Annotated in this window: 26 protein-coding genes; 8 read left to right on the top strand and 18 right to left on the bottom strand. The window is 65.1% G+C overall.

The genetic code is table 11. The features are described from left to right. Positions 1–661: 661 nt before the first annotated feature. The 7 genes from HV675_RS14010 to mltG all read right to left on the bottom strand — a co-directional run bounded on the left by HV675_RS14010 (position 662) and on the right by mltG (position 6,239). Complete coding sequence (locus tag HV675_RS14010; RefSeq protein ID WP_175111511.1) at positions 662–1,018, bottom strand: Rap1a/Tai family immunity protein; 357 nt, start codon at positions 1,016–1,018, stop codon at positions 662–664. Positions 1,019–1,103: 85 nt separating this feature from the next. Further along, positions 1,104–1,862 carry an ankyrin repeat domain-containing protein gene (locus tag HV675_RS14005; RefSeq protein WP_377700728.1) on the bottom strand — a complete coding sequence of 253 codons (759 nt, stop codon included), beginning with the start codon at positions 1,860–1,862 and terminating at the stop codon, positions 1,104–1,106. Between the two features lie 86 nt (positions 1,863–1,948). Continuing rightward, positions 1,949–2,740 carry a TatD family hydrolase gene (locus HV675_RS14000; RefSeq protein ID WP_175111509.1) on the bottom strand — a complete coding sequence of 264 codons (792 nt, stop codon included), beginning with the start codon at positions 2,738–2,740 and terminating at the stop codon, positions 1,949–1,951. 106 nt (positions 2,741–2,846) lie between these two features. Further along, positions 2,847–3,347, bottom strand: a complete 501-nt coding sequence (locus tag HV675_RS13995; protein ID WP_175111508.1) for a GNAT family N-acetyltransferase — start codon at positions 3,345–3,347, stop codon at positions 2,847–2,849. Between the two features lie 199 nt (positions 3,348–3,546). After that, a complete protein-coding gene (locus HV675_RS13990; protein ID WP_175111507.1) occupies positions 3,547–4,599 on the bottom strand; it encodes a DNA polymerase III subunit delta' in 1,053 nt (350 codons plus the stop codon). Between the two features lie 9 nt (positions 4,600–4,608). Further along, positions 4,609–5,229 carry a dTMP kinase gene (tmk, locus tag HV675_RS13985; RefSeq protein ID WP_175111506.1) on the bottom strand — a complete coding sequence of 207 codons (621 nt, stop codon included), beginning with the start codon at positions 5,227–5,229 and terminating at the stop codon, positions 4,609–4,611. Then, complete coding sequence (mltG, locus tag HV675_RS13980; RefSeq protein WP_175111505.1) at positions 5,229–6,239, bottom strand: endolytic transglycosylase MltG; 1,011 nt, start codon at positions 6,237–6,239, stop codon at positions 5,229–5,231. The genes tmk and mltG overlap by 1 nt, the downstream gene beginning before the upstream one ends. A 375-nt stretch (positions 6,240–6,614) precedes the next feature. Here mltG and ygfZ point away from each other — a divergent pair, with 375 nt between their 5' ends. Then, positions 6,615–7,601: a CAF17-like 4Fe-4S cluster assembly/insertion protein YgfZ gene (gene ygfZ, locus HV675_RS13975; protein ID WP_446687012.1), complete on the top strand. Its 987-nt coding sequence runs from the start codon at positions 6,615–6,617 to the stop codon at positions 7,599–7,601. Between the two features lie 276 nt (positions 7,602–7,877). Then, positions 7,878–8,711 carry an NRDE family protein gene (locus HV675_RS13970; RefSeq protein WP_175111504.1) on the top strand — a complete coding sequence of 278 codons (834 nt, stop codon included), beginning with the start codon at positions 7,878–7,880 and terminating at the stop codon, positions 8,709–8,711. A 22-nt stretch (positions 8,712–8,733) separates the two neighbouring features. On the opposite strand, the gene HV675_RS13965 is transcribed toward HV675_RS13970, so the two are convergent. The 7 genes from HV675_RS13965 to HV675_RS13935 all read right to left on the bottom strand — a co-directional run bounded on the left by HV675_RS13965 (position 8,734) and on the right by HV675_RS13935 (position 14,325). After that, positions 8,734–9,693, bottom strand: a complete 960-nt coding sequence (locus tag HV675_RS13965; protein WP_175111524.1) for an alpha/beta hydrolase — start codon at positions 9,691–9,693, stop codon at positions 8,734–8,736. Between the two features lie 94 nt (positions 9,694–9,787). Then, positions 9,788–10,657 carry an SDR family oxidoreductase gene (locus HV675_RS13960; protein WP_175111503.1) on the bottom strand — a complete coding sequence of 290 codons (870 nt, stop codon included), beginning with the start codon at positions 10,655–10,657 and terminating at the stop codon, positions 9,788–9,790. Positions 10,658–10,726: 69 nt separating this feature from the next. After that, on the bottom strand, positions 10,727–12,358 hold the full coding sequence (locus HV675_RS13955) for a cytotoxic necrotizing factor Rho-activating domain-containing protein (RefSeq protein ID WP_175111502.1): 1,632 nt from the start codon (positions 12,356–12,358) through the stop codon (positions 10,727–10,729). Between the two features lie 312 nt (positions 12,359–12,670). After that, positions 12,671–13,168 carry a PaaI family thioesterase gene (locus tag HV675_RS13950; protein ID WP_175111501.1) on the bottom strand — a complete coding sequence of 166 codons (498 nt, stop codon included), beginning with the start codon at positions 13,166–13,168 and terminating at the stop codon, positions 12,671–12,673. 9 nt (positions 13,169–13,177) lie between these two features. Continuing rightward, positions 13,178–13,480, bottom strand: coding sequence for a Dabb family protein (locus tag HV675_RS13945; protein ID WP_175111500.1), 303 nt, complete (start codon positions 13,478–13,480; stop codon positions 13,178–13,180). A gap of 69 nt (positions 13,481–13,549) precedes the next feature. After that, the gene (locus tag HV675_RS32945; protein ID WP_175111499.1) at positions 13,550–14,020 is read right to left on the bottom strand and encodes an addiction module antidote protein; all 471 of its coding nucleotides are present in this window, start codon (positions 14,018–14,020) and stop codon (positions 13,550–13,552) included. Beyond that, a complete protein-coding gene (locus tag HV675_RS13935; protein ID WP_175111498.1) occupies positions 14,017–14,325 on the bottom strand; it encodes a type II toxin-antitoxin system RelE/ParE family toxin in 309 nt (102 codons plus the stop codon). The genes HV675_RS32945 and HV675_RS13935 overlap by 4 nt, the downstream gene beginning before the upstream one ends. A 172-nt stretch (positions 14,326–14,497) precedes the next feature. Here HV675_RS13935 and HV675_RS13930 point away from each other — a divergent pair, with 172 nt between their 5' ends. Continuing rightward, a complete protein-coding gene (locus HV675_RS13930) occupies positions 14,498–15,007 on the top strand; it encodes an LEA/WHy family protein (protein ID WP_175111497.1) in 510 nt (169 codons plus the stop codon). A 126-nt stretch (positions 15,008–15,133) separates the two neighbouring features. Here the strand turns inward: HV675_RS13930 and HV675_RS13925 are convergent, their stop codons facing one another. The 4 genes from HV675_RS13925 to HV675_RS13910 form a co-directional block, all read right to left on the bottom strand. After that, a complete protein-coding gene (locus HV675_RS13925) occupies positions 15,134–16,030 on the bottom strand; it encodes a DMT family transporter (protein WP_377700721.1) in 897 nt (298 codons plus the stop codon). A 132-nt stretch (positions 16,031–16,162) separates the two neighbouring features. Further along, positions 16,163–16,813, bottom strand: coding sequence for a bifunctional nicotinamidase/pyrazinamidase (pncA, locus tag HV675_RS13920; protein ID WP_175111496.1), 651 nt, complete (start codon positions 16,811–16,813; stop codon positions 16,163–16,165). 45 nt (positions 16,814–16,858) lie between these two features. Next, positions 16,859–18,958 (bottom strand): 3-hydroxyacyl-CoA dehydrogenase NAD-binding domain-containing protein, encoded by a 2,100-nt coding sequence (locus HV675_RS13915; protein WP_175111495.1) that lies wholly within the window; start codon positions 18,956–18,958, stop codon positions 16,859–16,861. A 203-nt stretch (positions 18,959–19,161) separates the two neighbouring features. Then, positions 19,162–20,895: a 3-(methylthio)propionyl-CoA ligase gene (locus tag HV675_RS13910; protein ID WP_175111494.1), complete on the bottom strand. Its 1,734-nt coding sequence runs from the start codon at positions 20,893–20,895 to the stop codon at positions 19,162–19,164. Between the two features lie 120 nt (positions 20,896–21,015). Here HV675_RS13910 and HV675_RS13905 point away from each other — a divergent pair, with 120 nt between their 5' ends. The 5 genes from HV675_RS13905 (at position 21,016) to HV675_RS13885 (ending at position 25,080) form a co-directional block, all read left to right on the top strand. Next, positions 21,016–22,587 carry a protein adenylyltransferase SelO gene (locus tag HV675_RS13905; RefSeq protein WP_175111493.1) on the top strand — a complete coding sequence of 524 codons (1,572 nt, stop codon included), beginning with the start codon at positions 21,016–21,018 and terminating at the stop codon, positions 22,585–22,587. Positions 22,588–22,714: 127 nt separating this feature from the next. After that, the gene (gene msrB / locus HV675_RS13900; RefSeq protein WP_175111492.1) at positions 22,715–23,134 is read left to right on the top strand and encodes a peptide-methionine (R)-S-oxide reductase MsrB; all 420 of its coding nucleotides are present in this window, start codon (positions 22,715–22,717) and stop codon (positions 23,132–23,134) included. 203 nt (positions 23,135–23,337) lie between these two features. Next, on the top strand, positions 23,338–23,868 hold the full coding sequence (locus HV675_RS13895) for a septation protein A (protein ID WP_175111491.1): 531 nt from the start codon (positions 23,338–23,340) through the stop codon (positions 23,866–23,868). A gap of 1 nt (position 23,869) precedes the next feature. Further along, positions 23,870–24,199, top strand: a complete 330-nt coding sequence (locus HV675_RS13890) for a BolA family protein (RefSeq protein WP_175111490.1) — start codon at positions 23,870–23,872, stop codon at positions 24,197–24,199. Positions 24,200–24,297: 98 nt separating this feature from the next. After that, positions 24,298–25,080 carry a peptidylprolyl isomerase gene (locus tag HV675_RS13885; protein ID WP_175111489.1) on the top strand — a complete coding sequence of 261 codons (783 nt, stop codon included), beginning with the start codon at positions 24,298–24,300 and terminating at the stop codon, positions 25,078–25,080. Positions 25,081–25,510 lie beyond the last annotated feature (430 nt).

Below are 25,510 nucleotides of genomic sequence, written 5' to 3'. Positions count from 1 at the left end.
ATACGGCGACCGCTCAGGCAACCGAACCGATGCGCGACCGATGCGCGACCGATACGCAAATCGCGGCATGCGACGTCGAACTGCGTCGCGCACCGTGTCCGATCGATCGCCCGACCATGGGTATGGGTTGGTTCGATCGGGATGCGCGTCGACGCCGTGCTCATTGCGGCCGGACCGATGGCCGGCGAAGCGACTGACGGCGCGCACGTTGCGCGCCTCGCTGTGACCCTCAGTGACCCTCAGTGACCATCACCGAGCCGGCGACGGTACGGACATGCAGCGCGCGTGCCTGTGTCTGACACAGGCTTTCTGAAACGCAGACCCGCAGCCCTGCAGATCCACGAACCTATGGATCCGCAGACCTTCAGGCAGCGGCTGCATTGCCGCGACATGCGCGGCAGATTGCGGGCGGATACGACTGATACTGGATGCCCCGGCAAACAGAGCATCAACCAACGGAGCACGAACCAACGCAGCATGAACCGTCACCCATCGGAACGCGCTGCGAAAACCCGTTCACACGCGCGAAGCCGATGCTCGAGAAGCGGCTTCAGCCGGCGCACATCGTCACCGCGAACACCCGAATGAATCCGTGCCGCGCGAGGCGACTACCGATGCCCGAGCGTCGGAATGGCGCGTCCCGAGCCGAGTCGTGCGGAGCTCAGTTCGCCCCCTTGCATGGAAACGCCTTGCCGAGCCCGAGCGACACCGCGGTACTCGCATTGAAGCTTGCCGCATTCGGATTTTCCGCGATGTATTTGCGCACCGCATCGGTCAGTTGCTGCGAACGGGCTTCGGGCGGCAGACAAAAGTATTGCCCGACGCGCGGTCCGGTCGTGCCGCCGATCGCATCGATCGTATTGAACACGCCATCCGCCGCGCCTTCGATATACGCACCGCATGCGCTTCGCGACGCGATATCGGTTTTCGTGCACAGCCTGTTGAGGTCAGCCCCCGTAAACGCGTTCGCCGACAGCGGCACGGCAAGCACGCTGACGCAAATCAGAACCCGCAGCATGGTGATCCTTCGAGGTATAAGCGATGCAGATTTTATCCGGTCATGGCTGCGATCCCAGCGATCTCAGCCATCTCGAGCCGGTCCGCTATTTTGCACCGTTTTGCGACGCCGGCGCAGCGCCGTCGGCGGGCGCGCCGCCAGCAGGCCCGCGATTTTGCGTCTGCTGCAGCCGCGCGGTCAGCCCTTCGACGACATCCGGCTCCTTGTAGTGCTTCGCGAAGTCGAGCGCGGTCAGGCCCAGCTGGTTCTTCACGTTCAGGTCCGCGCCATTGTCGAGCAGCAGCTTGACGGTCGACACGTGGCCGCCGCGCGCGGCCATCATCAGCGGCGTGGTGCCGTTCGGCGAACCGGCGTCGATATACGCGGAATGGTCGAGCAGCAACTTCACGACTTCGTCGTTGCCGTTGGTGGCCGCGTAGTGCAGCGGCGCCCAGCCCTTGCGATTCACTTCGGCGCCCTTCGCGATCAGCAGATTCACGAGTTCGGCGTCGCCATTGAGCGCTGCCATCATCATCGCGTTTTCGCCGGCCTTGTCGGTGATCTCGATGTTCGTTTTCGGATTGTCGAGCAGCACCGCCGCGACCTTTTCCGACTTTTCGCGCGCGGCCAGCACCAGCAGCGGCATGCCGTAGTCGTCGGCGAGGTTCGGATCCATGCCGTTCGCGAGCTGCTTCTTCACCTCCTTCACATCGTCGAACTTGACGGCCTTGATCATCGTATCCGCGGGCGCAGCCGTCGCGTAGGGCGCAAACAGCGCAAGCAGCGCCGCGCAGGCGACCGAGGCGGCCAGCATCGTGCGCGCGGCGCGCAGGGCGAGAGGGCGGCGCAACCCGCGGCCTGGCATGCGATCAGCGAAATAGTTTTGCATATTTGACTTTAATAATATTCAGTATCTTATTGATATCAAGGCAAAAACTGCCCAGACCGGATTCAGGCGCCCGCGGGTGCCTGAAGACCGAACAGACGGAAGAAGTTGCGCGTCGTGGCCGCAGCCAGCTCCGTGTCCGGCATCTCGCGCTGCTGCGCGATGAAGCGTCCGACAAAACTGACGTACGCAGGTTCATTGGGCTTGCCTCGATATGGCACCGGCGCGAGGTACGGCGAGTCGGTTTCGATCAGCAAACGCTCGAGCGGCACGCGGCGCGCGACGTCCTGCACGTCCACCGCGCTCTTGAACGTGACAATGCCGGACAGCGAAATGTAGAAGTTCTGCGCGAGCGCCTGTTCGGCGACCGGCCACGCTTCGGTGAAGCAATGCATCACGCCGCCCGGCTCGCTCGCGCGCTCTTCGGCCATGATGCGCAGCGTGTCGTCGGCCGACGCGCGGGTATGGATGATCAGCGGCTTGTTCGTCGCGTGCGCGGCGCGGATGTGCGTGCGAAAACGCTCGCGCTGCCATTCCATATCGGCGATCGAGCGGCCTTCGAGGCGATAGTAGTCGAGCCCCGTCTCGCCGATCGCGATCACTTTCGGATGCGCGGCCAGGTCGACCAGTTCGGCGACCGTCGGCTCGCGCGCGTCCTCGTGGTCCGGGTGCACGCCGACCGACGCGTAGATATTGTCGTGTTGTTCGGCAATTTCGAGCACCGACGGCAGCGTTTCGAGATCCACCGACACGCACAGCGCATGCGTGACCGCATGCTCGCGCATTCTGTCGAGCACCTCGGGCAGGCGCTCGGCGAGTCCTTCGAAATTGATATGACAGTGTGAGTCGACAAACATGGCAAATCCTGATTGGTGTGGCGCGCGATGAGATGAGGCGTCGCAGCGCCGGTCGTGCGCGATCATGCTGGCCTCGCGGCCGCGCCGGTGCACCGTCGCGCGAACGTTACGCGGCGAGACGCCGCCCGAGAATCACGAGGTCCCGCTCGATGCCGTCGAGCACCGCCACGCGCGGCAGCACGCCCCAGTCCGCGAAGCCGAAGCCGTGGAACAGGCGCAGGCTCGGCTCGTTATGGCCGAACACGAAGCCGAGCACGGTATCGATGGACAGACCCGGCGCCGCCTCGAGCGCCGCTTTGAGCAGCGTCTTGCCGAGCCCTTTACCGCGCGCGCTTTCGTCCAGATAGATGCTGACTTCGGCGGTGCGCCCATACGCCGGCCGCCCGTAGAAATCGGAAAAGCTCAACCACGCGATCACACGGGCGCCTTCCTCGACCACCCACAACGGCCGCCGCTCTGGTCCATGCGCATCGAACCACGCGCGCCGGCTGTCGATGCTGACCGGTTCGAGATCCGCGGTCACTTCGCGCGACGGCACAGTCGAGTTATAGATGGCGACGATCGCGGGCAGATCGTCGGGCGTGGCGTCGCGGTAAGAAAGCGTCATGGCTCGGTACGGTCGATTGTTATGGTCAAAACGGGTCAGGCAGGTCGCAGGTCAAGCAGGTAGAAGCGGGTCAAGCGGGTCAAACAAAGTTCGAAACACCCTCGCGTCAATCCCCGCCGCAACGTCTCACGAACCGCTGTTCATGCGGCGCGGACGATGGGCCGGTTCTGCGACGGCGGCGCACAGCCGCATCCAGCGGCTACGCGAACAGGTCGCGATAGCCGAAAAACAGTTCCTCGAAGACCAGTCGCGCGTTCAACGGATGGTTCTCGACGGCGCGTTGCCGCGTGACGGTCTTCATGAAACGCGCGAACGCCGCGGCGTCCGTCTGCGCGGCGCAGCGCGCGAGCGCAGCTGATGCATCCGGAAAATAGCGCGGCGTGCCGGCGCTGCGCTGCGCGAGCAGATCGTATAGCCAGCGCTGCAGCCAGCCGAGCACGAGCGGCACCGGCAGCTTTTGCAGCGTTTCACCGCACGCGAATGGATCGCAGTCGCGGCCGGCCCCAAGCTGCTGCAGCGTCCAGTCGCGCAGCGCGCGGTTTTCGTCGCGCGCAAGCGCAAGCGCCGCGAGCGGCGCGCCGCCCGCTTCCGCCAGCAATGCACGCGCGTCGCCCGTACCTTGCGCGGCCAGCCACGCGGCCGCCGCGTCGGGCGCGGGGGTCGGCATCGGCCACTGCCGGCAGCGGCTGATGATGGTCGGCAACAGCCGGTCGATGCGCGCGGACACCACCAGGAACACGACGCCCGCGGGCGGTTCCTCGAGCGTTTTCAGCAGCGCGTTCGCGGCCGCGACATTGAGCGCCTCGGCCGGATACAGCACGACGACGCGCACGCCGCCGCGATGCGAGCCGACCCCGCAAAAGTCCAGCAGCGCACGCACCTGTTCGATACGGATTTCCTTGCTCGGCGCACGGGTCTTCTTGCCGTCGTCGGCGTCGGCCTTTTCCGCTGCTTTATCCGCCTTCTCGTCGCCGCCCGCCGCCGCCACGAAGCCCGCCTCCGCGGCGAGCGCCTCGGGCAACACGATCCGGTAGTCCGGATGATTGCCTTGCACGAACCAGCGGCAGGCCGCGCACTGGCCGCATGGCTGGCCGTCGGCCTGCGGCGCCTCGCACAGCAGGCCCTGCGCGACGTGCTGCGCGAAGTGGAGCTTGCCGATGCCCGCCTGGCCATGCAGCAGCAGCGCGTGAGGCCACGCGTCGCGCAACGCCTGCAGACGGCCCCATTCGTCGGTTTGCCAAGGGTAGATCATGTTTTAAATTCAGATACTTGCAATCAGTTCTTCAAGTTGCTTCTGAATATACGGCACGCTCAGCGTCGAATCGACGATTGCGAACCGGTACGGTGCTTCTTCTGCGCGCCGCAGATATTCCGCGCGCGTGCGTGCAAAGAACGCGTCCGTTTCGCCTTCGAAACGGTCCGGCACGCGCGCCGCGCTGCGCCGTGCGCTGGCGGTATCCGGCGGCACGTCGAACAGCACGGTCAAGTCCGGCTGGAAGCCGCCCTGCACCCAACGCTCGAGCGCTTCGAGCTTATCGCGCGGCAGCCCGCGGCCGCCGCCCTGGTACGCGAAGGTTGCATCGGTGAAGCGGTCGGACAGCACCCAGTCGCCGCGCGCGAGCGCGGGCTCGATGACCTGCGCGAGATGCTCGCGGCGCGCCGCGAACATCAACAATGCTTCGGTTTCGAGATCCATGCCCTGATGCAGCAGGATCTCGCGCAGCGCTTCGCCGAGCGGCGTGCCGCCCGGTTCGCGCGTCACCACGACTGAACGGCCGCCCGGCGCGAGTTTCGCCTCGAGCCGTTCCCGGAACCAGGCAAGATGCGTGGTCTTGCCCGCACCGTCGATGCCTTCGAATGTGATGAATTTGCCGCGCGCCATCATTGCCCTCGAATGTATTTGTCGACGGCCTTGTTGTGATCGCCGAGTGTGTCTGAAAAAATGCTGCTGCCGTCGCCGCGCGACACGAAGTACAGTGCACTCGTCTGCGCCGGGTTCAGCGCCGCTTGCAGCGACGCGACGCCCGGCAGAGAAATCGGCGTCGGCGGTAATCCCGTTCGCGTGTAGGTATTGTAAGGAGTGTCCGTCAGCAGGTCGCGCTTGTGCAAATGCCCGGTGTAGCCGTCGCCCATTCCGTAGATTACCGAGGGATCCGTCTGCAGCGGCATGCCGACCCGCAGCCGGTTCGCGAACACACCGGCCACCATCGGCCGGTCCGACGCCCTGCCGGTTTCCTTCTCGATGATCGACGCCATCGTCAGCGCCTCGTACGGCGTGCGGTACGGCAGCCCCGCCGCGCGGCTCGACCACGCTTCGTCGATGCGCAGTTGCATCAGCCGGTACGCACGGCGATAGACGTCGAGGTCGCTCGTGTCCTTGTCGAATAGATAGGTGTCCGGGAAGAACAGCCCTTCCGCGTTGCCGCCCGGCGTTGGCGGCACGCCGATCGCCTTGAGCAGGTCCGCATCCGACAATCCCGCGGAATCGTGCCGTAACGCCGGATTCGCGTCCAGTTCCGCACGCATCCGCTTGAAGGTCCAGCCTTCGATCACCGTCGCCACGTATTCGTTCACATCGCCGCGCGCAATTTTCTGCAGCACCTCGTACGGCGTGATGCCGCTCCTGAACTCGTAGTTGCCCGATTTCAGCGCCGCTTGCAGCCCGAGCGCGCGCGCCATCAGCACGAACAGTTCCGGCGCGACGGGCACGCCGCCGCGGTTCAGCTGCGCGGTGACGCTGCGCAGGCTGCTGTGCGGCTTGAGCGTGACGTCCAGTTGGGGAGAGGCCAGATTGACCGGTGTGGTGGCCCAGTGATATCCGCCAGCGGCAGCTGCCGCGGCCAGCACGACGAGCGCCGCGCCGGCCAGGAGACATTTCTTCAAAAGGGTCATGCGGGACAAGGCTCAGGTGAAGACCCATATAATAGCTGGTTGCCTTACCCTTAGTCATGCATGACCCTCGGGGTTTCCGCGTCCATGAATGCACCGCACGATTTCGCTTCTGTTTCCGCCTCCGGCCCGCATCAAGGCCCGGACACCGAAAGTTCAAACGCAGTGAGCTCGAATACCGCGTCCGGCACAGCTTCGGGTGCCGCGCGAGACACGTCCCACGCATCCGATCCGTCTGCGATTGCCGCGGCCGGTACGCCTGCGGCCGGTGCTCAGGCGGCCGGTGCTCAGGCGGCCGGTAGTGCGGTAGCCGGCGCCGCGGCAGGCGCGCCGCTTGCAGCCGCCGCGTCCGCCCAGGCCGCGTTCCCGCTCACACCGTTGCCGCGGCCGGGCCGCGACGAGTTCGATGCGGCGCTCGCGCGCGGCGCTTATATGCCGCTCACGCAGTTCGGCGTCATCGACGTGACCGGCGACGATGCCGCCGCCTTCCTGCACAGCCAGCTCACCAACGACACCCAGCACCTCGACGCGGCAAGCGCCCGCCTCGCGGGCTACTGCACGGCGAAGGGACGTCTGCTCGCATCGTTCCTCACATGGCGCGCGGGCGACGCGATCCGTCTGCTGGTGTCGCGGGACGTGCAGGCGGCCGTGCAAAAGCGCCTGTCGATGTTCGTGCTGCGCGCGAAAGCGAAGCTTGCCGACGCGAGCGGCGCACTCGCCGTGGTCGGCTTGGCCGGCGACGTGCGTGGCGCGCTGTCCGGCGTGTTCGACGCATTGCCCGACGGCGTGCACGTCAAGGTCGACGGGCCCGCCGGGTCGCTCATCCGCGTGCCCGACGCGGCCGGCCGTTTGCGTTATTTGTGGATCGGACCGAAGGCGCAGGTCGAGGCGCATCTGCCCGCGCTCGACGCGAAGCTCGCGCGCGCGTCGGCTGCCGTATGGGACTGGCTCGACATCCGCGCAGGCGAGCCGCGCATCACGCAACGCGTGGCCGAGCAGTTCGTCCCGCAGATGATCAACTTCGACGTGCTCGGCGGCGTGAACTTCCGCAAGGGCTGCTACCCCGGCCAGGAAGTGGTCGCGCGCAGCCAGTACCGCGGCACGATCAAACGGCGCACCGCACTCGCGAACGTCGCAGGCGAGCCCGAGACCGTGCTGGCGGGCAGCGAACTGTTTCACTCGGACGACCCGAGCCAGCCGTGCGGCATGGTCGTCAACGCGGCCGCGGCGCCGGACGGCGGCGTCGATATGCTGGTCGAAATCAAGCTCGTGGCCCTTGAAAACGGCACGGTCCACCTCGGCGGCGGCGAGGGTCCAGCGCTCGCATTCCTGCCGCTGCCATACGCGCTGCCGTCCGACGCCTGAGCACACCCCGCCTGTCGACGAAACCCGTCGACAGGCTCCCCCTCCCGACGGCGCGCCAGCCCAGGCGCCCACCTCTTCCTGGCGACACGCCCGCCGACGCCCGCGCCCATGCGCGCGACGGCCGCGCCGATGTGCCGCCGATGTGCCGCCGTTGCATGTCAGTCGCGCCTCAGTTGCGCACATGGCCGATGCAGGGTTGAATACACAAAAACGGCCACCACGTCGCTGTGGTTAGCCCGCCACTCATTTCAACTCTCAAACCGGCGACTTCACGCGATGTGTCTGATCGTCTTCGACTGGCGGCCCGCCGCAACCGGCGGCCCGCTTTTCACGCTTACCGCGAACCGCGACGAATTCCTGCGCCGCCCCGCCGAACCGATGCACTGGTGGCAGGACGCGCCGGCGCTGCTCGCCGGCCGCGACCTGACGGGCGGCGGCACATGGCTCGGCATGACGCGCGACGGCCGCTTCGCCGCGCTGACCAACTACCGCTCGCCGCATACGACACGTCCCGATGCGCCGACGCGCGGCACGCTTGTCAGCCACTGGCTGATGCGCGAGCCGGGCGCAACGCCGCTCGCTTATCTGCACGAGGTCGCGCAAAACGGCGACCTGTACAACGGCTTCAACCTGCTGGTCGGCGACTGGACGCGGCGCGAGCTCGCGTGGTACTGCAACCGCTCGCCGCAGGCACCGGCGCTGCTGGCCGAGGGCACGCACGGCATCTCGAATGCGGTGCTCGACACGCCGTGGCCAAAGCTCGTCAACCAGCGCGCGGCGCTCGCCGATACGCTCGCCGCCGACCCGGTCGCGCCGCTCGACCGTCTGATCGACTTGATGCGCGATACGCGTATCGCCCGCGACGACGAATTGCCGGCGACCGGCATATCGCTGGAACTCGAACGCGCGTGGTCCGCGCCGTTTATCGAATCGCCCGACTACGGCACGCGCGGCACGACCGCGTTGCGCGTGCTCGCGCAAGACGGACGTCTGCGTGTGCAAACCGTCGAGCGCAGCGACGACAACGGCTCGCACCGCATCAAACGCCCCGGCGATTACGAGCGCAGCTTTACGTTCGATATCGAAGGCGCGCGGCGTGCTGCCGCCTAGCGCCGCGCGAGCCGTTCTTCGTTCACTCGATGCCGAACGCCGCCCGCAATGCGGCGGCAGCATCGGCATGCGCCTGCGCGACCTCGGGCACGTAGCCGCCCATCTTGAAGAACTCGTGGATCATCCCGTCGTAGCGTTTGAGCGTGACCGCATTGCCCGCCGCACGCAGCTTGTCCGCGTACGCGACGCCCTCGTCGCTCAACGGATCGTATTCGGCGGTCGCGATCCACGCGGGCGCGACGCCGGCGAAGTCCGGCGCGCCGCGCGTGCCGTCGAGCGGCGCGAAGCGCCAGTCGCGACGGTCGTCGGCATCGCGCAGATACTGCGCGAAAAACCATTGGATCGTCGTGGCCGACAGCAGAAACCCATCGGCAAAACGTGCGTGCGAATCGGTCTGCTGATGGCTCGTCGTGCCCGGGTAGATCAGCAATTGCAGGGCGACCGGCATGCCCGCATCGCGCGCGAGCACCGCGCAGACCGTCGCGAGCGTGCCGCCCGCGCTGTCGCCGCCGAGCGCGATGCGCGACGCGTCGATGCCGAACCCGGCCGCCTGCTCGCGCAGCCAGCGCAGCGCATCGAATGCATCGTCGACGGCGGTCGGGAACCTGTGTTCGGGCGCGAGCCGATAGTCGACCGACAGCACCGCGCATTGCGCGTCGCGCGCGAACATCCGGCACAGCGCGTCGTGCGTCGCGACGCTGCCGACCGTAAAACCGCCGCCATGAAAATAGACCAACGCGGGCGACGGTTGCGCCCACTGCGGCTCGACCGGTTGATATAGCCGCACGCGGATCGTCGCGCCGTCACGCACCGGCGCCGCAAGATCTTCGACCGAAAACATCGGCGCGCTCGCGATCTCGAGAATCGGCGCGCTCTTTTCGTATGATGCGCGTGCCTGCTGCGCGGTCAACGCGTGATACTCGGGGCGCTTCGCGCGCCCGATCATCTCGAGGATTTCCTTGATCTTCGGGTTGAGCGGCATCGTGCTATGAGCGGCGTGTACGCCGTGCGGTGACGGAGCGGGCAATGATGCCACGAAGGTCTCGACGGCATACGCGCGCGTGACACGCAGTCGATCACGCGTCGCGCTTCGCCTCGCGCCGCAGCGACATCGGGTCGGTCGGCCCACGGCGTTCTTCGATATCCGTGTGGCGCAGTTTCACCGCTTCGAGAATCGACGCATGCGTGACGATGTAGAAGCGCCCGTCGCGCACCGCGTCGAACGTGAGTTCGGCGATCTCGGCCGCGCTCTTTTTGCCCGCCCGTACGGCGCGTTGCAGTTGCCGGTCCGCGGCGCGGCGCGACTCGCTCGGCGGTGCGTCATCGCGCAGTTCGGCCGGACGCCCGCGCTCGGACTCGGTAATGCCGGTCGGCACATACGCGGGACACAGCAGCGAGCAGCCGACCGGCGCGCCCGCGAGGTGCAGATCGTGATAGAGCGTCTCGGTCAGCGACACGACCGCATGCTTCGACGCGTTGTAGATGCCCATCGCGGATGGCGACAGCAGCCCCGCTACCGACGCGGTATTGACGATATGCGCCGGCTCGTTCTGTCGCAGCATGATCGGCGTAAAGACGCGCACGCCATGCGCGACGCCCATCACGTTGACGCCGAACACCCACGACCAGTCGTTCGCCGAGCACTCCCACATGTAACCGAGTGCGCCGACGCCCGCGTTATTGAACAGCAGATGCACGCGGCCGAACGCGTCGAGCGCCGCTTGCGCGAGCGCTTCGACCTCGTCGCCGCGCGACACGTCGGTGCGCACCCCGATCGCGTCGGCGCCGGCCGCATGCAGTTCATCGACCGCGCGTGCGAGCGCTGCGTCATCCACGTCGGCCAGCACGAGTTTCATGCCGAGCGCCGCGCCCTTGTCCGCGAACGCGCGGCCAAAGCCGCTCGCCGCGCCGGTGATCACGGCGACCTTGCCTGCGAAATCGAACATCCCTACTCTCCCCATATGGCGCGACGCGGCGCGCGCACCGGCTTGCAGCCGGACACTGCGCAGCCAGAACTAAGCGTGGTCCACCGAATAACGTCCGACAGCACTCTCGAGCTGACGATAGTTGAATGAAGCAGTCGGCGAGGTGCTCCAGCCGCGGGTGGGTTTGTAACCCAACTTGCCTCTTTCCGCCAACACCTGCACGGTGATTTTGCCATTCTCGTCTTTTCTTATGATGGCTTCGGCGCTGCCGACCTCGCGGGGACTCTGGTCCGCACCGACATAGTTGAAATTCATCATGCTCCACGGCCTCCCGTCAGCGCCCAAACCGGCGTCGTTCGAAGGCGCGTACTTCGGGTGCGGTTGACCTGCCGGCGGATCGCCATAGCTGGAAACGATTGCAGAGAACGGATGGGATGTCGCCGCACGATAAAGCGCATCCATACCGTTTTGCTGCGGCGTGGCATCGGCGTGGGTCGATCCGAAGCGTTCATGAGCTTCCGCGATACTGGACGCCTCTGCGTCCGCGGCTTTCGCGCGCGTCTGTTTCGACGCGCCCGCATGGTAGGCGGAAAATCCCGTTTCATCCGCCGTAAACAACATCGTGCTGCCGCGCATGGGCCCGCTGCTCACGATCGTGGTCGAACCCGGAGCCAGATCTTCAAAGCACACGTTGACCGCCGCCACGCCGTCCTTGCCGCTGCCCAGCTGGATCACGCTGGCATTCGCCAGTTCGGGCGTCATGTCGGCCGCCTTGTCGCCATTCACGCCCGCCTTCTCCTCGGCGTCGTAAAAGGTCAGGTCCTTGCCTTTGCCGACCGTCAGCACGTTACGCCGGTCCTTGTATTCGGTTGCATGAATGACGGACGGAAAGTCAGGAGCGGGCGCCTCGCGATCTTTTCTATAGAAGGAAACCGGACCGCAGAACGCGTCAATGCGTTGCTGATCCGCCTGCCGGTTCGCCGCAGGAACGAGGTCGGGCGGCCCACGCCTGACCAGTTGCTTTAACAACGACACGGACTCCTTGCCGACTTCAGATGCAGCGGGTTCGCTACCGGACGCCTCGGCTGACGAAGACTGCAACGATGGGCTGCCCAAACGCCCGGGCATTTCTCCCTTGAAGTCTGGAAGCTTGACGTCGACACTCGAGACACCGTCCAGCAGGTCGCTCGCCATGTCCTCTCTTGAGAACGGCTTACCATGAGCGGCATCGTTTATCCGATGCAGTATTTTTCCCGCCAATTGCATTTGCCCACTCCTCGACGCAAGACCCACGACTGCATCGAACTTGCTGGTAATCCTTTCAATTGCGTCCTTCTGGCTTTGCGTGGCAGGTTTCCCGTCTATCAGCAGCGATCCGGCGTTCGACATATAAGTTAGAAACGAGGTGAAAGGCTTTTCAAAAGCATCGCCTGTCATCCTCAATACCTCTTTCAAGGTGTAGCTCGTCTTGATTCCGATGCCCTGCAAGCGGACGCGTGTTACCCCGCTGTCGTTCTGATTAACAGCGTTGGTGCGCGGCGGCGGCGGGGGCGGCGGCGGAAACCGGAGCCGGCGCGGGGGCGCGGCAGAAGCTTCCCGTGTATTGCGTTGCCGTGCATCTGTCTTGATCTGTGGCGCTTTTCCGGATGCCTCGCCGGTGGCTTGCGCTTCGCCGTACATCGTCTGTGATAACGGCGGCATTGCTGAATCTGTCGTTTTCATCCGATTCGTCCTCGCATGGAAATAATATGCAAGCCGAAATAATCGGGCGACCTTATGAGCAGGCGGCGTCGTCCGATTCATTGAGCATGCGAGGACTATTCTGCTGTTACGAAATTTGCCTCAAGCAATATCTGCTCACAGCAACATTCTTTTGACGAATCGTTCACACAAGCGCACCACGCGCGTGCGTTGCGCACCCGCAGCGCTCAGCGCGACGTAAGCGATCAATACATCGGGTACATGAGGTCGCGCTCAGATCAGCTTGACGATCTGCTTACGGAAACTCTGCCCTTTGAGCACGCCGGGAAAGCGTCAACCGTCGCTCGGTCCGGGCTTCGCCGACGGGTCGGTGCGCAAGCGCTGCTGCACGACATCGCGGCCGACCGCGAGCCGCCGCATGTACTTGAACGTGCCGAGCGCCTTCGCGACGAAGTGCCCTTCGCTATCGCGAATCTCGCCTTCACAGTAGGCCATCGTCGTGGAGCGATGCAGCACGCGGCCGGTCGCGCGCAACTCGCCGCGCCCCGGCTGCATGAAATTCACCTTCATTTCGACGGTGACTACGCCGATGCCGTGCGCGGAGAGACTGCGCGCGGCCATCGCCAGCGCGACGTCGGCGAGCGTCATCGTGACGCCGCCGTGCGCGACATTCCACGTATTCAGGTGGTCCGGCGCGAGCGGCAGCACGACTTCGCTCGCACCGTCCGCGGCGGATACCACGCGCACGCCGAGATGATCGACAAACGGGCTTTCGATGACCGGCGTGGCGGCGGCGCCGCTGTGCGGCGCTGCGTGTTGCGATTCATTCATAAGAGGGCATCACACTTCGTAATCGACGCATTCGCGCGACTCGCGCACCTTGCCGACAAACGCCTTCAGCGCTTCGTGCGTCGGGTGGACCTGATAAGCGTCGAGCGCGGCCTTGTCGGTGAAATCGGAGACCAGCACGACGTCGTACGTGGATTCGAGGCCGGGCTTCGCAATTCCGGCTTCGAGATGCAGGATGCCGGGCACAATCGAGCGGCAGCCTTCGAGCTTTTCCTTCAGCTTCACCGCGTTTTCCGCACGCGTGGCGCCTTCGGCGTTTTCCTTCAACCTCCACATCACGATATGTCTGATCACGATCTCTGTACCTGTCTGATGTCGATTATTGAATGTTCAAATTTACGTTGCCATTCATGCTGATCGAAATCATGCGAGCGCATGTTTCGATTCCCGATCGGTCTTGCGGGTGCTTCTGGCTGCACCGGCTTTGCCCGTCTTGGCGGCCTGCGGGGCCTTGGCTTTTTGACGCGGCTTGCGCGCCGCCGACTCCGACTTCGCCTTTTTCATGGCCCGCGCATCACGTTTGGCCTCCTCCGGCAACGGAGGATAGTTTGCCTGGAAGACCAGCCGGACGCCAAGCGCACCGGCGACTTTCATGATCGTTTCAAAACGTGGCTTGGCCCCCTCATTCAGAGACTTGTAGAGGCTTTCGCGTTGCACACCGGCGTCCGCCGCAACTCTTGCCATACCGCGCGCTTTGGCAACATCCCTGAAGGCGGCGAGCACGACATCCTCGTTTCCGGATGCAAGCGCGTCGGTCAGGTATGCCGCGATCGTTTCCTCGTTGTCAAGGTACTCCGATGCATCAAATGGGGTGATGCCGGTCGTCTTGCTCATTTCCTGCGCTCCTTCAATATCGATGCCCATAGCGCTTTTGCAGCCGCAATATCGGCGTCCTGCCCTTTTTTCCCTCCGCCGCTGATCAATAGATAAACAGTCAAGCCATCCCTCACGTAATAAAGGCGTGCGCCTCCTCCAATATGAACTCTCATCTCCCACACGCCGTCGCCTACATCGTGACAATCGCCGAACGACCCGTGCGCCGCGCGGGTGATTCGTCCAATTACCGCACCCTTCAGGGTTTTGTCCTTGATGCCAGACAGCCAGTTCCGAAATTCGTCGGTCTGATTGATCGTATTCATTCTTCGTTTCAATCCCCCCGTTACCAGTAGAGCCAGAGCCAGTAGAGCCAGTAACGATAGTGTATCCAATCGATTACACAAAGGCAAATGTAGTCAGTAACCGTATCGCGCCGGAATCCCGCCATCCCGCTAGAATGACCTCCACATCCCCGCTCTCCCCGAGGTGCCGGCCATGTACTCCGATCGCGTCGTCCGGTTTGTCCGCTTCGTTGTCGTCGTGTTTGCCATGGCCGCGCTGAGCGCCACGTTGAACGGCTGCGCCGCGTGGTTCGGCCAGGATCCGCTGCGCGTCAACGTCGCGGGCCTCGAGCCGCTCGACAGCCAGGGCATGGAAGTGCGCTTCAATATGAAGCTGCGCATCCAGAATCCGTCCGGTTCGCCCGTCAGCTTCAGCGGCATTTCAGTCGAGCTCGAAGTGAACGGCAAGGCGTTCGCGAGCGGCGTGAGCCCCGCGGCCGGCAGCGTGCCGGCGTTCGGCGAAACGGTCGTGAGCGTGCCGGTGTCGGTCTCCGCGATGAGCGCGATCCATCAGTTGTTCGTGTTCGTCGACCGCTCGCAATACGGGCAGATCGAGTACATCCTGCGCGGGCGGCTCTCCGGCATCGGCCTCGCCGGCGGCACGCGGTTTATCGATCAGGGGTCGCTGTCGGTGCCGTTTCCGTATATCGGCACGGATTCGTGATGCGCGCGGCGCTTGCCGCAGTCGCGCCTCGAGCAGATGCGCTCGCAGCGGTGCAACATCTGCGCATGAGGGTGCAGATGACGTGCACATAAACGCAGCGTGCGTCGCGCCGGCCGCCGCTTTGCGTTACGCGAGCGGCGCCGCGGCCTGCTTGCCGCGCAACGCGACCGCGACCGAACTGCCGATCACAAGCGCCATCCCCGCCAACGACACGGGCCCGACCGTTTCGCCCCACGCCAGATAACCGAACAGCGTTGCCCAGACGATGCTCGTGTAGTTGTACGGCGCGAGCGCACTGGCGCTCGCCTGCCGGATCGCGACCGTCATCAGGATCTGGCCGGTGCCCGCGAGCACGCCGATCAGCGCCATCATCGCGAGCGCATCGAGCGTCGGCGTGCGCCATAGAAACGGCAGCGACAACCCGCTGACGAGCACGCCGACCACCGTGAAGTACAGCACCGCGACGCTCGAATCCTCGGTCGGCTTGAAACGCTTGATCTGAATGATCGACAGCGCGCCTGTGATGGCGCTGGAAATCAGCAGCAGCGGACCGAGCCAGCTCGAGTGGCTGCCGCTCGGCCGCACGATCAGCAACACGCCGATAAACCCGATGACGGCCGCCGCCGCGTCGCGCCGCCGCAGCCGCTCGTGCAGCAGCAATGGCGCGAGCACAATGACGAACAATGATTCGGAATAGAGAATCGCCACCGCCTCGGAGAGCGGCGCATACGGCAGACCGGCAAAGAAGAGCCCCAGCGTGACGAGCAGGGTCAGCGCACGCAGCGTCTGTCTGCGCAGATTGAGCGTTTTCAGCCGCGCGCGCAGCGGCACGCCGCGCATGCACATTGCGAGCGCCGGCGCGAGGCCGAACAGCATGCGGAAGAAGGTCAGCTCGTTGGCCGGATAATGCAGCGCGACCGATTTCGCGAGCGCATCGACGAGCGCGAAGCAGAACATCGCGAGCAGAATCTGCACGATGCTGCGTGAATGGACGGCGTGCGAATGAGCGAGCGGAACGGACACGGGACGTAAAGGAACGCGAGGGCCGCTGGATGATGCGCGACGCGGCGCGCTGCGTCAAGGCGCGAAGCCGTGTGCGATGCAGTGTGCGTCACCGTCGCGACCCGTTGCGCACGCAACGGATGTGCAGACCCGCTAAGCCAGCACCTGCGCCGCGCGCAGGCGCCGCACGCCGGCTGCGTTCATATCGCGCCACGCCGCGTCGAGCGAGCCCTCGAGGTCGATCGCGCGTGTCGCATCTTCAATGACGAACACGTCGAACCCGGCCGCTCGCGCATCGAGCGACGACCACGCGACACAAAAGTCAGTGGCGAGCCCGCAGCACCAGACCCGTTTCACCCCGGCGTCGCGCAGATAGCCGGCAAGGCCTGTCGACGTCGTATGGTCCGCTTCGACGAAGGCCGAATAACTGTCGACGTGCTCGTGGTGGCCCTTGCGGATGATCGCGCGCGCATGCGGAATATCGAGGCCCGCGTGAAACGCGGCGCCCGGCGTTTCCTGCACGCAATGCACCGGCCAGAGCACCTGTTCGCCGTAAGGCAGCGTGATGAACTCGAACGGTTGGCGCCCCGGATGATTCGCGGCGAACGAGATATGCGACCGCGGATGCCAGTCCTGCGTCAGCACGACGTGGCTAAAGCGTCGCGCAAGCTGGTTCGCGAGCGGCACCACCTCATCGCCGCGCGCGACCGCGAGCGCGCCGCCCGGCATAAAGTCGTTCTGCAGGTCGACGACCAGCAGCACATCGTCCGCCTGCCTGCCCCCGGAGTTCGCTTCCGCCTTCATCGCCTCACCTCGTTCTGATGCCGGTTGCAACACGCGCCGCCGGTGCTAGTCATTGAAACGCCGCCCTTGCGCCGCGCGTTCGACGAGGCCCGGTGCGATGTCCCATGCGTCGCCGTTCGGCGACTGCGCCGCATAGCGGCGCAGCGCGCGCTCGACCTCGGCAAGACCGATCGTATCCGCATACAGCATCGGTCCGCCGCGCCACAGCGGAAAGCCATAGCCGGTCAGATACACCATGTCGATATCGGACGCTTTCGCGGCGATCCCTTCATCGAGAATTTTCGCGCCTTCGTTCACGAGCGCATACACGAGCCGCTCGACGATTTCGCTGTCCGTCAATTCGCGGCGTGGGATGTCCGTCTGCTTAGCCAGATCCTGCGCGTGCGCGACGATCATCGCGTCGACGAGCGCCGACGGATGCGCCGTCCGGTCGCCCGCCTGGTAGTCATACCAGCCGCCACCGGTCTTCTGCCCGAAGCGGCCCATCTCGCACAGCCGGTCGGCAAGCGTCGGATAGCGATGCTGCGGCTGCTCGCGATAGCGCCGCTTGCGGATCGCCCAGCCGATATCGTTGCCGGCGAGGTCGCTCATCCGGAACGGCCCCATCGCGAACCCGAACGCCTCGATCGCGCGATCGACCTGCGCGGGCAACGCGCCCTCCTCGATCATGAAGAGCGACTGCCGGATGTACTGCTCGATCATGCGGTTGCCGATAAAGCCGTCGCACACGCCCGCGACCACCGCAGTCTTGCCGATCGTCTTCGCGAGCTTCATTACGGTCGCGAGCACGTCCTTCGCGGTCTTTTCGCCGCGCACGACCTCGAGCAGTTTCATCACATTGGCCGGACTGAAGAAATGCAGGCCGACCACGTCCTGCGGGCGCCGCGTGAACGCGGCAATCCGGTTCAGATCGAGCGTCGACGTATTCGACGCGAGAATCGCGCCGGGCTTCGCAAGCGCATCGATGCGCCGGAACACCTGCTCCTTCACGCCGAGATCTTCGAAGACCGCTTCGACGATCAGGTCCGCATGCGTCAGATCGTCGTAGGACAGCGAAGGCGTAATGCGCTCCAGCCGCTCCGTTGCCGCCTGCGCGTCGAGCTTGCCCTTCCTGAGCGTCGCGTCGTAATTCTTGCGAATCGTCGCGAGACCGCGCTGCAGCGCGTCTTCGTCGGCTTCGATCAGCGTGACCGGCAGCCCCGCGTTGACGAAGCTCATCGCGATGCCGCCGCCCATCGTGCCCGCGCCGATCACCGCGACCCGCGCGATGGTCCGGGTCGGCGTGTCGGCGCGCACATCGGCGATCTTGCTCGCGGCGCGCTCGCCGAAAAATGCATGACGCAGCGCGCGGCTTTCCGGCGATCGCACAAGCGCGACAAAACATTCGCGCTCGAAGGCAAGCCCGTGGTCGAAGCCCTTCAGCACACCCGCCTCGATCGCATCGATACATTTGTGCGGCGCCGGGAAGTGCTTCGCGGTCACCGCGATACGGTCGCGCGCCGCCTGGAAGCAGGCGGCGGCATCCGGCTGCTCGATCGCCCGCTCGCGCAACCGCGGATGCGGGGCCGGCCGTGCCCCGGCGTCGCGCGCCAACGCGAGCGCGGCGTCGAGCAGATCGCCGTCGACGACCTTGTCGAATAGCGCGGTCTGCGCGAGCGTGTCGGACATCGCAGGCGTGCCCGTCACGATCATGTCGAGCGCGCGCGCCAAGCCGATGGCGCGCGGTAACCGCTGTGTGCCGCCCGCACCGGGCAGCAGGCCCAGCTTCACTTCGGGCAGCGCGATCTGCGCGCCGCGCGCGGCGATGCGGTAATGCGCGCCCAGCGCGAGTTCGAGACCGCCGCCCATCGCAACGCCGTGCAGCGCCGCAACGACCGGCTTCGCGCTCTGTTCGAGCGCCTGGATCACGGCGCCGAGCAGCGGCGCTTGTGTCGCTTTCGGCGTGTTGAATTCGGTGATGTCGGCGCCGCCGCAAAACACCTTGCCGGCGCCGGTCAGCACGATCGCGGCGAGCGCGGGATCCTGCTGCGCGCGCTCGAGCGCCGCGACGATGCCCGCACGCGTCGCGTGGCCGAGACCGTTTACCGGCGGGTTGTTCAATGTGATGACGGCAACGCCGTCGTGCGTCGCGTAATCGACTGCCATCTGCGTGCCTCCGTTTGCCCGGAAGAACCGCATGCCGCATGCACCTTTGCACGCGGACTCAGCGGAGCGAATCGCTCATTGTCCGCGATTCCCGAAGAACGTCTTCAAACGGGCGCGCAGGATACGCAGAAAGGTACGGCGGCTCGATCAGGCTTGCCCGGACGAAACACCAACTCGCGCCAACCCGCGCGATACCCGCGCGATCAAGGCGGCGAGCGCGTCGCACGATCGCTCGGCGGGACGCAGCCGGCATGATCCGCGTTCAGATCCGTGCTCACGTCCGTCAACGGGCAGTCGGCATCGCCGCGCGCCGACGGCGGCACATGGTCGCGCCACTGCTCGCGCAGCGTCAGCTTCTGCAGCTTGCCGGTGGCCGTATGCGGCAGTTCGTCGACGAACACGACATCGTCGGGGATCCACCATTTCACGACCTTGTCCGCGTAGAACGCGAGCAGTTCCTCGCGCGTCACCTGCGCATCCGGGCGCTTCACGACAACCAGCAGCGGCCGCTCGTTCCAGCGCGGATGCGCGAGCGCGATGCACGCCGCTTCCGCCACTGCCGGGTGCGCGACCGCGATATTCTCGAGATCGATCGAGCTGATCCATTCGCCGCCGGACTTGATCACGTCCTTGCTGCGATCGGTGATATGCAGGCAACCGTCGGCGTCGAGCGTCGCGACGTCGCCGGTCGGAAACCAGCCGTCGATAAGCGGCGACGTGTCGGTGCGGTAGTAGCGGTCGATCACGCACGGACCGCGCACATGGAGATCGCCGAACGTGACGCCGTCCCACGGCAGCTCGCGGCCGCCGTCGCCGACAATCTTCATCTCGACGCCGAAGCCCGCGCGCCCCTGCTTTTCGCGCAGTTTGCGCTGCTCGGCGGGCGGCCGCCGGCGTTCCTCGCCCGTCAGCTTGACGAGCGAGCCGAGCGGCGACATCTCGGTCATCCCCCAGGCATGGATCACTTCGACGCCGTAGTCGTCCTCGAATGCGCGCAGCATCGCGGGCGGGCACGCGGAGCCGCCGATCACCATGCGCTCGAGCGACGAAAAGCGCGCCCCCGCTTCCTTCATATACGCGAGCAGCCCGAGCCAGACGGTCGGCACGCCGGCCGAAAACGTCACGCGCTCGGCTTCCATCAATTCATAAAGCGAGCGTCCGTCGAGGTCCTTGCCGGGCAACACCAGTTTCGCACCCGCCAGCGGTCCCGCATGCGGAATGCCCCACGCATTCACATGGAACATCGGCACGACCGGCATCACCACATCGCGGGCGGACAGGCCCAACGCATTCGGCAACGCCGCGCCATACGCATGCAGCACCGTCGATCGGTGCGTATAGAGCGCGCCTTTCGGATGGCCGGTTGTGCCGGATGTATAGCAAAGATAAGACGCGCTGCGCTCGTCGATGCGCGGCCAGTCGAACGCGCCGTCGTGCGGGGCGAGCAGCGTCTCGTAGCTCGATACCGGGGTGCGCATGTCGGGCCGATGCGCGTCGTCGGTCAGCGCAATCCAGCCGCGCACCTGCGGGCATTGCGGCGCGAGCCTGTCGACCAGCGGCGCGAACGTGATGTCGAACAGCACGTAACGGTCTTGCGCATGATTGATGATGAACGCGATCTGCTCGGGAAAGAGCCGCGGGTTGATGGTGTGACAGACCGCGCCGAAGCCCGCGGTACCGTAGTACGTTTCGAGATGCCGGTAGCCGTTCCATGCGAACGTCGCGACGCGCTCGCCCGGTTCCACCCCGAGCGCGATCAGCGCCTGCGCGAGCCGTTTTGCGCGCCGCTCGCATTCGCGGTATGTGTAACGATGCCAATCCCCTTCGATGCGCCGCGACACGATTTCGACCGTACCGTAGAAGCGCGCCGCATGCGCAAGCAGTGCGGACACCGTCAACGGCATATCCATCATCTGACCTTGCAGCGACGCCGTCATCGGCACGCCTCCCATGCAGGATGGTTGCAGCGGTTGTCATTGTCATCATGCGAAGCAGATACGCGGCCAGCAGCGCCAGACACGCGGATTTACAATACAGCAATTAAAGAGGCGCTCAACATGACGTTTTCCCCAAGCACCGCAGACATGCCCGACGCACGCACGGCGAACCCGCTCGATGCGGCCGCAGCGGCCATCCAAAGCCAGCGCGAGGGCTCGTTCGCGCAACTCGGCTCGACATTTCTCACCCGCTTACCCGCCGCACCGCTGCCCGCGCCATACGTGGCCGGCTTCTCCGCGGACACCGCCGCACTGCTGGGCTTTCCCGCGACGCTCGCCGGCGCGCCCGGCTTCGCCGACTATTTCTCCGGTAATACGACGCGCGAATGGGCAGCCGACGCGCTGCCGTACGCATCGGTCTATTCCGGGCATCAGTTCGGCGTGTGGGCCGGCCAGCTCGGCGACGGCCGCGCGCTCAGCCTCGGCGAAGTCGAACACGCGGGCGCGCGCTACGAACTGCAGCTCAAAGGCAGCGGCCGCACGCCGTACTCACGCATGGGCGACGGCCGCGCCGTGCTGCGCTCGTCGATTCGCGAGTTTCTGTGCTCCGAGGCGATGCATCACCTCGGCATTCCGACCACGCGCGCGCTATGCGTGACCGGCTCCGACCAGCCGGTGCGCCGCGAAGAGATGGAAACGGCGGCGGTCGTCACACGCGTGTCGCCGAGCTTCGTGCGTTTCGGCCACTTCGAGCACTTCTCGTCGAACGACCGCATCGATGCGCTGCGCGCGCTCGCCGATCATGTCATCGAGCGCTTCTATCCGGCCTGCAAGGACGACGACGACCCCTATCTCGCGCTGTTGAACGAAGCGGTGCTGTCCACCGCGGACCTGGCCGCGCAATGGCAGGCGGTCGGCTTCTGTCACGGTGTGATGAACACGGACAATATGTCGATCCTCGGCCTGACAATCGACTACGGTCCGTTCGGTTTCATCGACGGCTTCGACGCGAATTACATCTGCAACCATTCGGACTCGCAAGGCCGCTACGCGTACCGGATGCAGCCGCAGATCGCGTACTGGAACCTCTTCTGTCTTGCGCAAGCGCTGCTGCCGCTATTCGGCGCACGGTATGAAGAAAGCCAACGCGGCGAACGCTCGGTCGAAGACGCGCAGCGCGTACTCGAAGCGTTCAAGACGCGCTTTGCGCCTGCGCTCGAAGGCCGGATGCGCGACAAGCTCGGGCTCGAGACCGCGCGTGACGGCGACGACGCACTCGCGAACCGGCTGTTCGAAATCATGCACGCGAACCGCGCCGACTTCACGCTGACCTTCCGCCATCTCGCGCAGATGTCGAAGCACGACGCGCGCGGCGACGCGGCGGCGCGCGATCTGTTTCTCGATCGCGCGGCGTTCGACGCATGGGCGAACGACTACCGCGCGCGGCTGTCACAGGAAGCACGCGACGATGCGTCGCGCGCGCTTGCAATGAACCGCGTGAACCCCAAGTTCGTGCTCCGCAATCACCTTGCGGAAACGGCGATACGCCGCGCGAAGGAAAAAGACTTCTCCGAAGTGGAACGCCTTGCCGCGATACTGCGCCGCCCGTTCGACGAACAGCCCGAGCATGCCGCGTATGCGGCGCTACCGCCCGACTGGGCGACCTCGCTCGAAGTGAGCTGTTCATCGTGACGGCGCGCCCGTCACGAGCAAGACCGACGCGGCGTCTGTCATTTTTTCGCCGCTGACACGACAAAACAGGGAGCCGGGCCGTGCGCGGCACGCATTGCCCGACCCGCCCTTTCATCAGGAAGAGACCATGAACGCAGACGACCCGAAGACCACCCCGTATGCCGTGCAGAAAGACGACGCGGACTGGCGCAAGCAACTGTCCGAGGCCGAATACCAGGTGACCCGGCACGGCGCGACCGAGCGTCCGTTTACCGGCCGTTACTGGGACCATTGGGACCGCGGCATCTACGACTGCGTAGCGTGCGGCACGCCGCTCTTCGAATCCGATACCAAGTTCGACGCGGGCTGCGGCTGGCCGAGCTACTTCAAGCCGATCAACGGCGAAGTGATCGAGGAGCTCACCGACCGCTCGCATGGGATGCTGCGCATCGAGGTGCGGTGCAAGAACTGCGGCTCGCATCTGGGCCACGTGTTCGAGGACGGACCGGCGCCGACCGGCTTACGCTACTGCATCAACTCGGCTGCGCTACAATTCGACCCCAAGTAACCTGGCCGAAGCGGGATTGAGGCGGCTGACGTGCCGGCCGCCGGCGCACGGCCGGGCAAGCCGCCGTCCGCCTGCCGTCAAGCCGTTGCCGTGCGCGGCGGTGTACGCTCTTTGCCGAAGCCTTCATCGGGCCGCCCCCTGCACACCACGCGCGACGATCCGCGCACGATGAGCGTTCCACTCTCCGGACTCCCGACCTGACAATGAAATTCCTGTTCGATCTGTTCCCGATCATCCTGTTTTTTATCGCATTCAAGATCTGGGGCATTTTCACTGCAACGGCAGTGGCGATCGGTGCGACGCTCGTGCAGATCGCATGGGTCGCGTTCCGGCATCGCAAGGTCGACCCGATGCTGTGGATCAGCCTCGGGGTGGTCACCGTGTTCGGCGGCGCGACGCTCGTGCTGCACAACGACACGTTCATCAAATGGAAGCCGACCGTGCTTTACTGGGCCTTCTCGGTCGTGCTGATCGTGTCGCAGTTCGCCTTCAGCAAGAATCTGATCGAAGCGATGATGGGCAAGCAGATCACGCTGCCGCACCGCATCTGGGGGCACCTGAATATCATCTGGGCGGTGTTCTTCGTGCTGCTCGGCATTCTGAACCTGATCGTCGCCTATCACTTCTCGACCGACGCGTGGGTCAACTTCAAGCTGTTCGGCGCAACCGGCTGCCTTGTCGTGTTTATCGTCGGGCAGAGCCTGTGGCTTGCGAAGTATATGAAAGAGGAATGAGATGAGCGCCGACGTCTTTCTCACCGCCACGCCGGCCGAGCGCATCGCACTGATCGAAGCGCGCCTCGCGGCCGCGCTCGCGCCGCTCGAATCGATCGCGGTGCGCGACGACAGCGCGCAGCATGCGGGACACGCCGGCGCCGCCTCGGGCGGGCATTACAGCGTGACGATCGTGGCCGCCGCATTCGCGGGCAGGCCGCGTATCGCGCGCCATCGCATGGTGTATGATGCGCTGGCCGACGCCATGCAGCGCGGCATTCACGCACTCGCAATCACGGCTTACACCCCGCAAGAATTCGCGCAACTGCCACCGCAGTTGCCACCTCAGTAGCCACACGAGCCGCTGGTTGCGTCTGCCAATAACATTCGCAGTTGCACTCACCCGCCGCTGCCATTACCCCGTTACGTTAGCTCCGTCAGGAACCTCCGATGACCTTGAAAAACCCCCGCTACTGGGTCTTGCTGGCCGCGTGCGCGGCCGCGCCTGCATTCGCACAGAACATCGCCGTCGTGAACGGCACGCCGATTCCGAAAGCACGCGCCGATGCGCTGGTTCAGCAGCTCGTGGCACAAGGTCAACAGGATTCGCCGCATCTCGAGCAGGCGGTGCGCGAAGAGCTGATCAATCGCGAAATCCTGATGCAGGAAGCAATTCGCCGCGGCCTGCCTGCGCGCCCGGATATCAAGGCGCAAGTCGCGGTCGCGCAGCAGACGGTCGTGCTGCGCGCGCTGATCGAAGACGTCGTGAAGAACAACCAGCCGACCGATGCCGAAGTGAAGGCGAAGTATGACGAGCTCGTGAAACAGGCCGGCGGCGGCAAGGAATATCACCTGCATCACATCCTCGTCGACAACGAGCAGCAGGCGAAGGACCTGATCGCGAAAATCAAGGGCGGCGCGAGCTTCGAAGATCTCGCGAAGCAATACTCGAAGGACCCGGGCTCCGCCAAGAACGGCGGCGACCTCGACTGGTCCGATCCGAAGGCGTACGTGCCGGAATTCGCGGATGCGGCCGAGAAACTGCAGAAAGGCCAGATCACCGATACGCCGGTGCACACGCAGTTCGGCTGGCACATCATCCGCGTCGACGACGTGCGCGAGACTCCGCCGCCGCCGCTCGAACAGGTCAAGCAGCAAATCGTCCAGCAGATGCAGCAGGAAAAGCTGCAGGCGTTCGAGGAAGATCTGCGCAAGAACGCGAAGATCCGCTAACCAGGCGGACCGGACTGACCGCGCCGGTTCAGCCGACCGGCAGTCAGGCAAGCCTGCCCACACTTCTTCAGACCACCCGCCCTCGTTCGGGCCAGCCGGTCTGACACGCGACCCCATGCTTTCCGGAGCATGGGGTTTTGCTTTTTCCGGCGCGAGCATTTCGTTCGGCGGACGCTCGCGCGCCGGCCCACGGCAATTCTTACAAATTACAAAATAATCCAAACAATTTTCTAAAGCTGGTCAACCGGTCGGCCGTTATAGCCGTTGCGTCTTTACTCAATATTTGCAACACACGTACCGGCGCAACGCCCGCCGCGCCATGCCCGAAGGCAAGCGACGCGGCTGGCTCGCACCGACGACTATAAAAATGCCGTTAAGGATCCACCCTGCCGCTGCGAGGGCAGCACCCCGGCACCCGGGGCTGCGGCGG

The organism is Paraburkholderia solisilvae, from assembly GCF_902859875.1.
Taxonomy (GTDB): Bacteria; Pseudomonadota; Gammaproteobacteria; order Burkholderiales; family Burkholderiaceae; genus Paraburkholderia; species Paraburkholderia solisilvae.
This window is presented reverse-complemented; position numbering and strand designations above follow the sequence as displayed.